This is a genomic window from Phaeobacter sp. JH20_02 (assembly GCF_048056915.1).
GTDB lineage: Bacteria > Pseudomonadota > Alphaproteobacteria > Rhodobacterales > Rhodobacteraceae > Phaeobacter > Phaeobacter bryozoorum.
Genome location: NZ_JAYMVP010000032.1, coordinates 35,403 through 49,496 on the forward strand (window position 1 = coordinate 35,403; position 14,094 = coordinate 49,496).

The following is a 14,094-nucleotide window of genomic DNA, read 5'->3' on the forward strand; positions in this document are numbered from 1 at the left end:
CTGAATGTATGACGCAAATCCCCTGATCCACCATCTGCGCGCCGCCTCTCTTGGTCGCGAAGATGCCGTATTCGCCACCCGTCCCGGTGCCGATCTGCTGCGCTATGGGGATCTCTTCGCCGGGGCTGAGCGTATGGCGGCGGCGCTTGTTTCACGTGGAGTCCAGCCGGGGGATCGTGTCGCGGCGCAGGTGGAGAAATCCCTTGCCGCGATTGAGCTGTATCTGGGTACGGTGATGGCTGGGGCGGTGTTTCTGCCGCTTAACCCTGCCTATACCGATGCGGAGGTGGCCTATTTCATCGGTGACGCAACGCCGCGCGTCTTTGTCTGCGATCCGGCGCGGCGTGAGAGTTTGCGCGCGGTCGCGGGCGAGGCAGCCGTGCTGACGCTGGATGGCGAGGGGCAGGGCAGCCTTATGGAGCTGGCAGCGGGGAAGGCCGGGTTCGATCCGGTGGCGCGGACCCCATCGGATCTGGCGGCGATCCTCTACACGTCCGGCACCACGGGCCGGTCAAAGGGGGCGATGCTCAGCCATGAAAACCTCTATTCCAATTCACTGACCCTGCGGGATCACTGGCGCTTCACCGCTGAGGATGTGCTGATTCATGCGCTGCCGATATTCCACACGCATGGGCTGTTCGTGGCGACCAATGTGGCGCTTCTGGCGGGGGCGCAGGTGGTGTTTCTGCCCCGGTTCGATGCCGAGTCCATTCTTGCAGCTTTGCCGACATCGACCGCGCTGATGGGGGTGCCGACCTTCTACACGCGGCTGTTGGCGCAGGCGCAGCTGACCCCGGATCTGGCGGCCAATATGCGCCTGTTCATTTCCGGCTCGGCGCCGCTCCTGGTGGAGACCCACGAACAGTGGGAGGCGCGCACAGGTCATCGCATTCTGGAACGCTATGGGATGACGGAAACCAATATGAGCACCTCAAACCCCTATGATGGCGCACGCATCGCAGGCACTGTCGGCCAACCGCTGCCGGGGGTGGAGGCGCGGGTGATGCTGGAGGGACAGGAGCTGCCGCAGGGCGAGATCGGCGTGCTGGAAGTGCGCGGCCCGAATGTGTTCCAGGGTTACTGGCAGATGCCGGAGAAAACCGCCGAGGAACTGCGCCCGGATGGCTGGTTCATCACCGGCGATCTCGCGAAGATTGACGACAGCGGCTATGTCACCATCGTCGGCCGGGAAAAGGATCTGGTGATCTCCGGTGGCTTCAACGTCTACCCAAAGGAGGTTGAGACCCTGATCGACGATCTGCCGGGGGTGTTGGAAAGTGCGGTGATCGGCGTGCCGCATCCCGATTTCGGCGAGGCCGTGGTGGCGGTGGTGGTTCCGACAGAGGAAGGCACCGATGCTGCGGCCATTCAGGCGGCTTTGTCCGGGCAGCTGGCAAAGTTCAAACAGCCCAAACATGTCGCGCTGATGCAGGAGCTGCCGCGCAACACGATGGGCAAGGTACAGAAGAAAGCGCTGCGCGAGCGCTTTGCCGGGCTTTTCACCTGATTTGGCCGTCACCCCCGTCTCGCGTCTGATCTTGGCGGCGAGACGGAGACAGGATCAGCCGCCGATGTGGCCCTGGTTTTCCCCCACCTGACCGCGATGCAGCAGCAGGTGATCGAGGATCACACAGGCCATCATCGCCTCCGCCACCGGCACCGCACGGATGCCGACGCAGGGGTCATGGCGGCCCTTGGTGATGACTTCGGCGGCGCTGCCATCCTTGCGGATCGACTGGCGCGGCGTCAGGATTGATGACGTGGGTTTCACCGCAAACCGGACGACAACATCCTGCCCGGTGGAAATCCCGCCCAGAATGCCGCCGGAATGGTTCGACGAATAGATCGGCTGACCATCATTGCCGAGAAAGATCTCATCGGCGTTTTCCGAGCCCTTCAGACGCGCGGCGTTCATGCCTTCGCCGATCTCGACGGCTTTGACAGCGTTGATCGACATCATTGCGGCGGCCAGATCGGTGTCCAGCTTGCCATAGATCGGCGCGCCAATGCCTGCGGGTACGCCACGGGCGACAACCTCAATCACCGCGCCAACTGAATCGTGTTCCTTGCGCAGCCCCTGAAGGTAGTCTTCCCAGTCCTGCACTGCCGCGGCATCTGGGATCCAGAAGTCATTCTGGTCGATGGCGTCCCAGTCGAACCGGCTGCGGTCGATCTCCATCTCGCCCATGCGGGTCATGTAGCCTTTGATCTCCAGCCCTGGCACCAGCGATTTGATCGCCTCCCGAGCAACACCGCCAGCGGCCACGCGGGCCGCCGTTTCGCGGGCTGAAGACCGGCCACCGCCGCGATAGTCGCGGTTGCCGTATTTCTGAAAATAGGTGATGTCGGCGTGGCCCGGGCGGAAGGTCTGGGCGATATCGCCATAGTCCTTGGAGCGCTGATCGGTGTTTTCGATCATCAGCTGGATCGGTGTGCCTGTCGATTTGCCCTCGAACACACCGGAGAGGATTTTCACCGCATCGGGTTCGTTGCGCTGGGTCATGTTCTTATTCTGACCGGGGCGGCGTTTGTCGAGCCACTGCTGCAGCATCCCGGCGTCGACCGGGACATTGGGGGGGCAGCCGTCAACCGTCGCACCCAGAGCGGGTCCGTGGCTTTCGCCCCAGGTGGTGACGCGGAACAGATGGCCAAAGCTGTTGATCGACATGGGCGCGGTCTCCTTTGCGAAAGTGCTTAGCGGGGGTGGGCGGCACCCTCAAGGGGTTTCCTGTTTCGCAGCGTGGGGCGGGGGCGCTGCCCCCGCCGCCCACAGGGCGGCTCCCCCGGGATATTTCCGGCCAGAAGATGGGGTGGGTTAACCTTGCAGAAAGGACAGCCAGACTCCCCCAATGTTTCGCGTGCGAAACAATTGGTCAGCCTTGCTGTCATTCTAGTGAGGGGTGCGAGCCCGCTATCGCTTGTCTTTCAGCTGTCCGGCCCCTAGGGTGCGCGCCACCTCGGGGTGCGTCATCGACGCTGAGATCACACCCGTAGAACCTGAACCGGCTAGAACCGGCGGAGGGAAGGTCTGGAATGGCTCCACCCTTGCCCCACGTCGCATTGGAGGCCGCATTGGAGGATGCCATGAAACATCTTGTACTTGCAGCGGGATTGCTGGGCGCAACGGCAGCCTACGCCGAAACGCCTGAACTTATTGTCTACACCTACGACAGCTTTGTCTCTGACTGGGGTCCCGGGCCTGCGGTGGAGAAAGCCTTTGAGGCGACCTGCGGCTGTGACCTGAAACTGGTCGGCGCAGGCGACGGCGCGGCGCTGCTCGCAAGGGTGAAGCTGGAAGGGGCGCGGTCCGATGCGGATGTGGTGCTGGGGCTCGACACCAATCTGACCGCAGCGGCGAAGGCGACCGGTCTTTTTGCCGAGCACAGCATCAGCGCCGATTATGCACTGCCGTTCGAGTGGGAAGACACCACCTTTGCGCCCTATGACTGGGGGTATTTTGCCTTTGTGCATAATGCGGATGCCACTGCACCGAAGAGTTTTACCGAGCTGGCTGAGAGCGATCTGAAGATCGTGATTCAGGATCCGCGTTCCTCCACCCCCGGCCTTGGCCTCTTGATGTGGGTGAAGGCTGCCTATGGCGACAAGGCCCCCGAGGTCTGGGAGGGGCTGGCCGACAATGTGCTGACAGTGACCAAGGGCTGGTCGGAGGCCTATGGGCTGTTCCTGGAGGGCGAGGCGGATATGGTGCTCTCCTATACCACCTCGCCGGCCTATCACCTGATCGCCGAGGATGACGCCAGCAAGGCGGCGGCGGTCTTCGATGAAGGTCACTACATGCAGGTTGAGGTTGCCGGCAAGCTGGCGGCCAGCGACCAGCCGGAACTGGCGGATCAGTTCCTGGCCTTCATGGTCAGCGATGCGTTCCAGTCAATCATTCCGACCACCAACTGGATGTATCCGACGGTGACGCCGACAGCTGGCCTGCCGCAGGGGTTTGAGACCCTCGTTGCGCCGGAGAAATCGCTGTTGCTGGGTGCAGAGGAAGCGGCGGCGCTGCGTGATGCGGCGCTGGAAGAATGGCTGACCGCGCTCAGCCGCTGAGATCCCGCTGGGGTCTGGGCGTCGCGACCCTGGTCGCGACGTTCATCCTTGGGGCCTTGGCCGCTGTTATCCTGCGGGCCGAGGTCGGGCGCGGTCTTGGGGTCGCCGATTGGGCCGCGATCCGCTTTACCATCTGGCAGGCGGTTCTGTCGGCGGTTGTGAGCGTGACGCTGGCGGTGCCGGTGGCGCGCGCGCTGGCGCGGCGACGGTTTCGCGGGCGGCGGCTGCTGATCGCCCTGATGGGGGCGCCGTTCATCCTGCCGGTGATTGTTGCGATCCTTGGCATTCTGGCCGTGTTTGGCCGGTCGGGCTGGCTGAGCGATCTGCTGGCGGTTTTCGGGCTTGGACCGCTGCAGATCTATGGTTTGCACGGCGTTGTGCTGGCTCATGTGTTTTTCAATTTGCCGCTGGCGACACGGCTGATCCTGCAAGGCTGGCAGGAAATCCCGGCGGAGCGCTTTCGCCTTGCGGCGCAGCTCAATGCCGGACCATTGGCAATGTGGCGGCTGCTGGAGGCACCGATGCTGCGGCAGGTGGTGCCCGGTGCGCTGGCGGTGGTCTTTGCGATCTGCCTGTCCAGCTTTGCGGTGGCGCTGACGCTGGGGGGCGGACCACGTGCCACCACCATCGAACTGGCGATTTATCAGGCGTTCCGCTTCGACTTCGATCTGGGGCGGGCGGCGATGCTGTCGGGTGTTCAGCTGCTGCTGACCGGGGCGGCGGCGCTGGTGGCGCTGCGCGTTGCCAGCGGCGAAGGATTCGGAGCCGGGCTGGACCGGCCCGTGCGGCGCTGGGATGGCGAGGGGCGCTGGGCGCGGGGGCTGGATGCGATCTATCTGTCGGGGGCGGCGCTGTTCCTGGTGTTGCCGCTGAGCGCCATCGTCATCGCGGGGCTGCCGGGGCTTCTGTCGATGGGGGAGTCGGTCTGGATGGCGGCTGCGACGTCGGCGTTGATTGCCGGGCTGAGTACGCTGGTTCTGCTGCTGATCGCCCTGCCGATGGCAATTGCCGTGGCGCTGGGCCGGGGGGCGGCGGTGGAGGTTGCCGGGCTGCTTGGTCTGGCGGTGTCACCGCTGGTGATCGGCACCGGGCTGTTTATTCTGATCTACCCGGTTGCCGATCCCTTTGCGCTGGCGCTGCCGGTCACGGCATTGGTCAATGCGCTGATGGCGCTGCCGTTTGCGCTGCGCATTCTGATCCCCAGAGTGCGCGAGATCCTGGCGCGCTATGGCCGTTTGTCGCTCTCTTTGGACATGCGCGGCGGGGTGTTCCTGCGCCGGGTGCTGTTGCCACGGCTGCGTCCGCAGCTTGGCTTTGCCGCGGGACTGGCGGCCGCGCTGTCGATGGGCGATCTCGGAGTCATTGCGCTGTTTGCCGATTCTGAAACCGCAACGCTGCCCTTGCAGGTCTATCGCCTGATGGGAGCTTACCGGATGGAGGCAGCCTCGGGCGGGGCGCTGTTGCTGCTATGCCTGTCGATGGGGGCGTTTTACATATGCGACCGGGGAGGTCGGCGTCATGCTGAAACTTGATCACTGCAAAATGGATAACGGCGGCTTTATCGTGCGTGCGGATCTGTCGGTTGCGGCGGGTGAGCGGGTGGCGGTGATCGGTCCCTCCGGCGCGGGCAAGACAACGCTGATCGAGGCGATTGCCGGTTTTGTGCCGATTATCTCAGGGGGGCTATCGTGGCAGGGGCGCGCTTTGACGAATGTGAGACCGGGTGCACGGCCGATTGCGATGTTGTTTCAGGACGGCAATCTATTTCCGCATCTGAGCGTGGCGCAGAATGTCGCGCTGGGCATTCGCCCGAACCTGCGGCTGAGCCGCGAAGAGCAGGACAAGGTGCGCGCAGCGATTGCCCGGGTCGGACTGGCCGGAATGGAAGAGCGCAAGCCCGCCGCCCTGTCCGGTGGTCAGCAAAGCCGGGTGGCGCTGGGACGGGTGCTGGTGCAGGGCCGCGATCTGCTGCTGCTGGACGAGCCGTTTGCGGCGCTGGGGCCCGCGCTGAAGGCCGAGATGCTGGATCTGGTGGCGGAGCTGGCTCAGGAGACCGGGGCAACGGTTCTGATGGTCAGCCATGACCCGGCGGATGCGCGGCGGATTGCGGATCAGGTGATACTGGTGGCGGATGGCGTGGCGCATCCGCCGATGGCGACGGCGGAGCTACTGGACAATCCGCCGCCGGCGCTGAAGGCCTATCTGGGCTGATCGCTTGGCCGGGCCTGTAGCGGCCCGACCCGCGCTGCGTCGTGCCCCGTTTAGGCGCCAAGCGCCTCCTGCCGGGTTCTGACGATCATCAGCGCAGCATTGGCGGCCTCGCGTCCCTTGTCGACAAAATGGGCGCGGTAGATGGCGTTGTGGTGATCGGTTTCCTGATAGTGGTGCGGCGTTAGCGAGACGGACAGGACGGGCACGCCAGTCTCCATGCCTGCCTGCATCAGGCCATCCACCACAGCCTGTGCCACGAAGTCATGGCGGTAGATGCCGCCATCCACCACAAAGGCGGCGCAGGCGATGGCGTCGTATTTTCCGGTCTTGGCGAGATCCTTGGCCAGCAGCGGCATTTCAAAGGCGCCGGGCACATCAAACACGTCGATCTGCTCCGCCGGGATCAGCTGCTGAAAGCCCTCCAATGCGCGATCAACGATGTCGGAATGCCAATGTGCCTTGATGAAGGCAAAGCGGGTGTGTGTCATTGTGGTATCTCCTATAGGTTTGACACGTCACCCAAGGCGATCACGAGTGATGAGGGCACACGTCCCCCGTGGCCCTGTCACACGTTCTCTTTCATCCGGACTATGACCGTCGGCTCTGGAGTTGCACCAGATCTGCTGGACATCATTTCCAGCGCGTTCACAGCCCGAAAAGTGGGAACCGGTTGTCGGTTCAAGCTGTGACGGCACTCAAAATGACCGCTCGCGGGCTTACGGGGACATGCCCGCTTACCGCCGGTGGGGAATTTCGCCCCGCCCTGAGAACAGCGCGAACATGGCCGCTCGATATGGCAAAGGCAAGAGGAAGCGTGACCGAAGATGCCGAAGGGGGTGGTCCTGCCGTGAGGCCAGGCTAGAGTGTGCGCAGCCGCGCCCCATGTAAGACATGGTATCATCGTCGTGGATCTGTCTCCAAACCCCGTTCAGAAGGATTTCCGCAATGAAACTCTATCACGCGCCCACCTCCCCCTATGTGCGTAAGGTCATGGTGGTGCTGCATGAAACGGATCAGCTGGCGGATGTCGAGCTGATCCCGGTGGCCACCACGCCGATTGCCCCGGCGAACGACCTGAAGGCCGCCAACCCGCTGGCCAAGATCCCGGCGCTGGAACGCGCGGAGGGTGCGACGCTGTATGACAGCCGGGTGATCTGCGCCTATCTGGCAGAGCGTGCGGGTGGGGCGCTTTATGAGGGCGGCTGGGACACGCGGGTGCTGGAGGCCACGGCGGATGGCATCATGGAGGCGGCAGTGCTGCTGTCCTATGAAAAGCGCCTGCGCCCCGCGGACAAGCAATGGCCGGAGTGGATCGAAGGGCAGAGCGGCAAGGTGCTGGGCGGCTGCGCGGCGCTGAACGCGCGCTGGATGGCGCATCTGAAAGGATCGCTGCGGATCGGGCAGATCGCTGTGGCCTGTGCATTGTCCTATGTGGATTTCCGGCACCCGGAAATGGGCTGGCGCAAGGGGAACGAGGCGCTGGCGGATTGGTTCGCCGAATTCGATTCGCGCCCGTCGATGCAGGCGACGCGACCACCGGAAAGCTGAGATCTGGCGCGGGCGCTCCCCTTGAAATACGGCGTGCCCGCGCAAATATGTGAGGCTGTTTGCAACAGTTGCGCATAATTACTTGCGTGTGCGTCCATCTGCGCGCCTATGACCGCTGGACGAAAGCCCTTCTCCCCGCTAGATACCCGCGATGAGTCACTGCGTTCATTGCGCGGTGTATGCGCATGTTTGCCCTAAACGGGCGCTGGAATTGGAGAAAACCTCGTGTCCCACGCAGAAGACAACGAAGGAACCCGGAGAGATTTCCTCTACTACGCCACTGCCGGCGCCGGGGCAGTGACTGCGGGCGCCGCTATTTGGCCCCTGGTCAACCAGATGAACCCCTCGGCTGACGTTCAGGCTCTGTCCTCGATTATCGTGGACGTGGCAGGTGTGGAAGTCGGGACCCAGATCTCGGTTATGTTCCTTGGCAAGCCGGTGTTCATCCGCCGCCGCACCCAGGAAGAGATCGAAGCGGCACGTGCTGTTGATCTGGCCGACCTGCCCGATCCGGTTGCCCGGAACGTCAACGCAGGCGATGTGCCGGCCACCGACGAAAACCGCACCATGGACGAAGCTGGCGAATGGCTGGTCATGATGGGTGTCTGTACCCACCTCGGCTGTGTGCCTCTGGGTGATGGCGCTGGCGAGTTCAATGGCTGGTTCTGCCCCTGCCACGGGTCGCACTACGACACTGCCGGTCGTATCCGCAAAGGTCCCGCGCCCGAGAACCTGCCGGTTCCGACGGCTGTGTTCCTTGATGAAACTACGATCCAACTGGGATAAGGGAGACATTCATGTCCGGCATTCCGCACGATCATTATGAGCCGAAAACCGGTGGCGAGAAGTGGCTGCACAGCCGCCTGCCCATCGTTGGCCTGATCTATGACACCATTATGATCCCCACGCCCAAGAACCTGAACTGGTTGTGGATCTGGGGTATCGTCCTGGCATTCTGCCTGGTCCTGCAAATCGTCACCGGTATCATCCTGGTGATGCATTACACACCGCATGTCGATCTGGCGTTTGCCTCCGTTGAGCACATCATGCGCAACGTGAACGGCGGCCATATGATCCGCTATCTGCATATGAACGGCGCATCGCTGTTCTTTGTCGCGGTCTACATCCACATTTTCCGGGGTCTCTACTACGGGTCCTACAAGGCACCGCGCGAGATCACATGGATCATCGGCATGCTGATCTACCTGATGATGATGGGCACCGCCTTCATGGGCTATGTACTGCCCTGGGGTCAGATGTCCTTCTGGGGAGCGACCGTGATCACCGGCCTGTTCGGCGCCATTCCCTTTGTTGGTGAAGCGCTGCAGACATGGCTGCTGGGCGGGCCTGCCGTGGACAACGCCACGCTGAACCGCTTCTTCTCGCTGCACTATCTGCTGCCTTTCGTGATCGCGGCGCTGGTCATCGTGCACATCTGGGCCTTCCACACCACTGGCAACAACAACCCGACCGGTGTTGAAGTGCGTCGTGGCTCCAAGGAAGAAGCCAAGAAAGACACGCTGCCGTTCTGGCCCTATTTCGTGATCAAGGATTTCGTAGGTCTGGCGGTTGTGCTGGTTGTGTTCTGGGCGATCGTCGGCTTCATGCCGAACTACCTGGGCCACCCCGATAACTACATCGAAGCCAACCCGCTGGTGACCCCTGCACACATCGTTCCCGAATGGTACTTCCTGCCGTTCTACGCGATCCTGCGGGCCTTCACCTCGGAAGTCTGGGTTGTGCAGATTGCCTCCTTTGTGACCGGTGGCATCATCGACGCCAAGTTCTTTGGCGTGCTGGCGATGTTTGGTGCGATTGCCGTCATGGCGCTGGCGCCCTGGCTGGACACCAGCCGCGTTCGTTCGGGCCGGTACCGCCCGCAGTTCAAGTGGTGGTTCCTGCTGCTGGTCATCGACTTCTTTGCCCTGATGTGGCTGGGTGCAATGCCTGCGGAAGAACCCTATGCGTCGTTCTCCCTGATCGCTTCGGCCTATTGGTTCGCCTACTTCCTGGTGATCCTGCCGCTGCTGGGCGTCATCGAGAAGCCGCTGGCGATTCCCGACACCATCGAAGCGGATTTTGATGCCCATTACGGCAAGAAGTCTGGCGCTGACGCCACGCCGGCCGAGTAATTGAGAAGGACAGCAACCATGTTGAAAAAACTAGCCATTGGTGCCGCCTTCGCACTGTCCCTGGCGCCTGCCGCATCCTTTGCGGCGGGAGGCTCGGGCCATGTCGAGGACTATGACTTCTCGTTCGAAGGCCCGTTTGGCACCTACGACACCAACCAGCTGCAGCGCGGTCTGCAGATCTACACCGAAGTCTGCGCAGCCTGTCACGGGCTGAAGCTGGTGCCGTTGCGCACCCTGGCCGATGAAGGTGGCCCGAACCTGCCAGAAGAGCAGGTCCGCGCCTATGCGGCCGAGAACTTCTCGGTTTACGATCCGGTGGAGGATGAAGATCGTCCGGCCAAGCCGACCGATAACTTCCCGGAAAACAACAACGCAGGCGCGCCTGACCTCAGCATGATGGCCAAGGCACGTGCGGGTTTCCACGGCCCCTACGGTCTGGGTCTGAACCAGCTGTTCAAAGGCATGGGCGGTGCGGAATATATTGCGTCGCTGCTGGCGGGTTACACCGGTGAGACCAAGGAAGAAGCAGGCACCACCTTCTATGGCAACACGGCCTTCCCTGGTGGCTGGATCTCCATGGCGCCGCCGCTGTCGGATGAGCAGGTTGAGTTCGTCGATGGCCACGCCAACGATGTGGAAGCCATGTCGCAGGACGTCGCGGCCTTCCTGATGTGGACGGCGGAGCCGAAAATGATGGCGCGCAAGCAGGCCGGTTTTGTCGGCGTGCTGTTCCTGACGCTGCTGTCGGTGCTGCTGTATCTCACCAACAAGCGTCTGTGGGCGCCGCACAAAGGCAAGAAAACCAGCTAAGCCGGTTTTCCTGAGCAATTACGAACCCCCGCATGGTGTGACCCTGCGGGGGTTTTTCGTATTGGGGGCGCTGCCCCTCTGCCCTGCGGGCATTCACCCCGGAGTATTTCGGGAAAGATGACAGTGGGCGGTGCGTCCTGATGTGCGGCTAGCGGAAAAACCCGGAGGCGGGTAGCGGCTGGTTGATGCGGGTGAGGATGTCGCGCGCAAGCTGTTCGGTGTCGCGGGTGCCGTCGCAGTCCAGATCATACCGCATCCCGGCATGGACATGGGCGGCATCCTGCACGGCGCTGCCCCGCGGCCTGTCACCCCGGCGCTGCTCGCGCTGGTGCAGCGCGGCGAGAGAGGGGCGCAATCCGACGAACAGCATTTGGTGGTCCGCCAGCAGGTCCTGCAACTGGCTGTGCCAGCCGGGTGTGTCGAGGATATGTTCGATGATCAGATCATTACCAGCGTCGGCAAAGCCTGCAACTGCGCGATGGAACCCGTCAAAGAAGGCGGGGCGGGCCGCTTGCCAGTCGGGATAATCGACCTGGCGCCAGGCGCCGCTGCTGCGCAGGTGATCAATGGAGAGGTGCAGGAAGGGGCGGGGTGACTGGCGGCGCAGTTCTGCTGCCAGCGTGGATTTGCCGCTGCTGGAGGGGCCGTGAAGGAAGAGGATGAGGCTCATGATCCTGCCATCCTCCGGCATCGATGCGGGAGGGGCAAGACTGTCTTCGCAGTAGGAGTGGCACCCAGAGTGCTGCCTGTGTGCGGCTTCAATGCGTCGACGCGCGGCCTCAGGCAGTGAGTTGGGTTCCCCTGATGCCGGTGGTGGTGGTGGTGACGATCTCGCCCTCCACCTGCGGGGTTGCAAAGCTGACCTCGGTGAATTGCTCGGTGCGGCCCATGTGCGGGTTTTCCATCAGGATGCGATGCCTGCGGCCGATCTGCGCGGTGAGATGGGCCTGTACCTGCACGTCACCGGCGGCGCGCAGACGGGCGGCTCGCTCCTTGATCACCGTGCCATTCACCTGATTGGGGATCTTGGCGGCCGGGGTGCCCTCGCGCTTGGAATAGGGGAAGACGTGCAGCCAGGTGAGATCGCAGTCGGTAACCAGTTTCAGCGAGTTCTCGAAATGGGCGTCCGACTCGGTCGGAAAGCCTGCAATGATATCGGCACCAAAGGTCATCTCCGGGCGCAGGCGGCGGGCGTCTTCGCAGAATTTGATCGCGTCATCGCGCAGGTGGCGGCGGGCCATCCGTTTCAGGATCAGATCATCGCCGTGTTGCAGCGACAGGTGCAGATGCGGCATCAGCCGAGGCTCTGTGGCGATGGCCTGCATCAGGTTCTCGTCCACCTCGATCGAATCGATGGAGGAGATGCGCAGGCGCGGCAGGTCCGGCACCAGTTTCAGGATCCGCATCACCAGATCGCCCAGACGGGGCGTGGCGGGCAGGTCGGCGCCCCAGGAGGTGAGATCGACGCCGGTCAGGACAACCTCGTTATAGCCCCGGTCCACCAGCCGTTTGATCTGATCGACCACCACACCGGCAGGGACGGAGCGGGAATTGCCGCGACCATAGGGGATGATGCAGAAAGTGCAGCGGTGGTCACAGCCGTTCTGGACCTGCACATAGGCGCGGCTGCGGGTGCCGAAACCGTCAATGAGATGGCCTGCGGTCTCGGTCACCGACATGATATCGTCGACCTGCACCTTTTCCGTGGTGCCGATGAAGTCCGGTCTCTTGGCGATCTGCTGCCAGGTTTTGGCCTGCATCTTTTCGGTGTTGCCGATGACGCGGGTGACCTCTTCCATTGCGGCAAAGGTTTCCGGTTCGGTCTGGGCGGCACAACCGGTGACGATGATCGGCGCCTCCGGGTTTTCACGGCGCAGGCGGCGGATCTCCTGCCGTGCCTTGCGCACGGCCTCGGCGGTGACGGCACAGGTGTTGACCACCACGGCGTTGCTGAGCCCTGCCTGCTGGCTGAGCTCTTTCATCGCTTCGGTTTCATAGGCGTTCAGGCGGCAGCCGAGCGTGGTGAATTTGGGCGCGCTCATGTTGAGAGGCTTTCCAGAAAGTCGCGGGTGAAGCTGCCGTCGAACACGTGGCAGGTCGGGCCGGTCATCCAGACGCCATCGTCGCGCCAGTCAATCCAGAGCGTGCCGCCATCCAGATCTATCTGCACATGGCGACTGGTCAGCCCGCGTCGCGCTGCGGCCACTGCGGTGGCGCAGGACGAGGAGCCCGAGGCCAGGGTGATGCCGACGCCGCGTTCCCAGACGCGCATGCGGATGTGATCTGTGCCGACCAGATGGGCGACCTGCACATTGGTGCGTTCAGGGTAGAGCGGATGATGCTCGTAACGCGCGCCAAATTCGGCGAGAGGGATCAGCTCGGCGTTTTCGACAAAAAAGGTGCAATGCGGATTGCCCATGCCGGTGGCGGTTGGCGCCCCCTCAATCGGCAGCTCCAGCGTGTCCATCTGCTCTGCCAGCGGGATATCCTGCCAGTCCAGTTGTGGCTGGCCCATGTTGACGGCGGTCAGCCCGTTTCCTGCGTCTCTTGCATGAAGCAGGCCGCGATCGGTGGTCAGACGCAGGGCCTCGCGTCCGGTCTGCTGCATCAGGTAACGGGCCACGCAGCGGGTGGCGTTGCCGCAGGCGGCCGAGGTGGATCCATCGGCGTTGTAGAAGGTCAGATGTGCGTCTTCCTCGCCGTGGGTGATGACGGTGAGCTGGTCGAATCCCACGCCCATCTGCCTGTGCGCGATTCCGGCGGCCATGGCCGGTGTGATGGGCCACGACATGTCACGGGCATCCACAACAACGAAGTCGTTGCCGAGGCCGTGCATCTTCATGAAGGGCAAGCGGGTGTCTGATCCTGTGGTCATTTCGCGCATATAGACCTCCGTCGAAGATGAATCCAGCCTTGTGGCAAGAAAGTTGAAAAAAGGGGTTGACCGTCTCAGCCCTTACCCCTAGATACGCCGCCTATCGGGACAGCATGACTGACACGGTCGCGCCGCTCCGAAGCAAATTAAGTGCTTGATCCTTTTGGATTATGTCCTTAAAGAGCGACCAGGGAACAACACGATGTTCCGAAGAAGAAGTGGGCCGTTAGCTCAGTTGGTAGAGCAACTGACTTTTAATCAGTGGGTCGCAGGTTCGAATCCTGCACGGCTCACCACTTCCTCCAATAAGATCAATCCACTGAACATTCGTATTTGTACTATGCCGGTAGATCTCGGCCAGAGTGCCGAGTGAATACTGTATTGAAGATCCGCCTCCTTTGATTGCTCGGAAGCAGCACGTTTCCCATACTGCTATAGCTACATTGCCTGTCCTCA

13 protein-coding genes, 1 tRNA gene and 2 riboswitches are annotated in these 14,094 nt (G+C 62.6%); of the genes, 9 read left to right on the forward strand and 5 right to left on the reverse strand.

The annotated features are described in order from the left end of the window. Positions 1–4 precede the first annotated feature (4 nt). Positions 5–1,507: a malonate--CoA ligase gene (locus VWY34_RS19910; RefSeq protein ID WP_416544162.1), complete on the forward strand. Its 1,503-nt coding sequence runs from the start codon at positions 5–7 to the stop codon at positions 1,505–1,507. 54 nt (positions 1,508–1,561) lie between these two features. Here VWY34_RS19910 and aroC read toward each other — a convergent pair whose 3' ends face one another. Then, a complete protein-coding gene (gene aroC / locus VWY34_RS19915) occupies positions 1,562–2,668 on the reverse strand; it encodes a chorismate synthase (protein ID WP_340547009.1) in 1,107 nt (368 codons plus the stop codon). 280 nt (positions 2,669–2,948) lie between these two features. Further along, positions 2,949–3,041: riboswitch (TPP riboswitch) on the forward strand. 43 nt (positions 3,042–3,084) lie between these two features. Here aroC and thiB point away from each other — a divergent pair. Genes thiB through VWY34_RS19930 form a run of 3 tightly spaced genes read left to right on the forward strand, consistent with a single transcriptional unit; the run spans position 3,085 to position 6,273 of the window. Continuing rightward, positions 3,085–4,062: a thiamine ABC transporter substrate binding subunit gene (gene thiB / locus VWY34_RS19920; protein ID WP_416546647.1), complete on the forward strand. Its 978-nt coding sequence runs from the start codon at positions 3,085–3,087 to the stop codon at positions 4,060–4,062. Beyond that, positions 4,038–5,594, forward strand: a complete 1,557-nt coding sequence (locus VWY34_RS19925) for a thiamine/thiamine pyrophosphate ABC transporter permease ThiP (protein ID WP_416546493.1) — start codon at positions 4,038–4,040, stop codon at positions 5,592–5,594. Before thiB ends, VWY34_RS19925 begins: the two co-directional genes overlap by 25 nt. After that, the gene (locus VWY34_RS19930; protein ID WP_416546495.1) at positions 5,581–6,273 is read left to right on the forward strand and encodes an ATP-binding cassette domain-containing protein; all 693 of its coding nucleotides are present in this window, start codon (positions 5,581–5,583) and stop codon (positions 6,271–6,273) included. Before VWY34_RS19925 ends, VWY34_RS19930 begins: the two co-directional genes overlap by 14 nt. Positions 6,274–6,323: 50 nt before the next feature. Here VWY34_RS19930 and VWY34_RS19935 read toward each other — a convergent pair whose 3' ends face one another. Next, complete coding sequence (locus tag VWY34_RS19935) at positions 6,324–6,761, reverse strand: 6,7-dimethyl-8-ribityllumazine synthase (protein ID WP_340547005.1); 438 nt, start codon at positions 6,759–6,761, stop codon at positions 6,324–6,326. Between the two features lie 79 nt (positions 6,762–6,840). Further along, a riboswitch (FMN riboswitch) is annotated at positions 6,841–7,048 on the reverse strand. A 170-nt stretch (positions 7,049–7,218) separates the two neighbouring features. Here VWY34_RS19935 and VWY34_RS19940 point away from each other — a divergent pair. From VWY34_RS19940 to VWY34_RS19955, 4 genes are all read left to right on the forward strand, one after another. Beyond that, positions 7,219–7,821: a glutathione S-transferase gene (locus VWY34_RS19940; protein ID WP_416548997.1), complete on the forward strand. Its 603-nt coding sequence runs from the start codon at positions 7,219–7,221 to the stop codon at positions 7,819–7,821. Between the two features lie 225 nt (positions 7,822–8,046). Next, positions 8,047–8,607: a ubiquinol-cytochrome c reductase iron-sulfur subunit gene (petA, locus tag VWY34_RS19945; RefSeq protein ID WP_340547003.1), complete on the forward strand. Its 561-nt coding sequence runs from the start codon at positions 8,047–8,049 to the stop codon at positions 8,605–8,607. A gap of 11 nt (positions 8,608–8,618) precedes the next feature. Next, entirely contained in the window at positions 8,619–9,953 is a 1,335-nt protein-coding gene (gene petB, locus VWY34_RS19950) for a cytochrome b (RefSeq protein WP_416546499.1), read from the forward strand. An 18-nt stretch (positions 9,954–9,971) separates the two neighbouring features. Next, a complete protein-coding gene (locus VWY34_RS19955) occupies positions 9,972–10,763 on the forward strand; it encodes a cytochrome c1 (protein WP_340547001.1) in 792 nt (263 codons plus the stop codon). A gap of 148 nt (positions 10,764–10,911) precedes the next feature. On the opposite strand, the gene VWY34_RS19960 is transcribed toward VWY34_RS19955, so the two are convergent. The 3 genes from VWY34_RS19960 to dapF form a co-directional block, all read right to left on the reverse strand. Then, on the reverse strand, positions 10,912–11,433 hold the full coding sequence (locus VWY34_RS19960; protein WP_416548996.1) for a chloramphenicol phosphotransferase CPT family protein: 522 nt from the start codon (positions 11,431–11,433) through the stop codon (positions 10,912–10,914). A gap of 109 nt (positions 11,434–11,542) precedes the next feature. Beyond that, a complete protein-coding gene (gene mtaB / locus VWY34_RS19965; protein ID WP_416548995.1) occupies positions 11,543–12,805 on the reverse strand; it encodes a tRNA (N(6)-L-threonylcarbamoyladenosine(37)-C(2))-methylthiotransferase MtaB in 1,263 nt (420 codons plus the stop codon). Further along, a complete protein-coding gene (gene dapF, locus VWY34_RS19970) occupies positions 12,802–13,647 on the reverse strand; it encodes a diaminopimelate epimerase (RefSeq protein WP_416548994.1) in 846 nt (281 codons plus the stop codon). The genes mtaB and dapF overlap by 4 nt, the downstream gene beginning before the upstream one ends. Before the next feature lie 211 nt (positions 13,648–13,858). Between dapF and VWY34_RS19975 the strand changes: the two genes are divergently transcribed. Next, a tRNA-Lys gene (locus tag VWY34_RS19975) sits at positions 13,859–13,934 on the forward strand. Positions 13,935–14,094 lie beyond the last annotated feature (160 nt).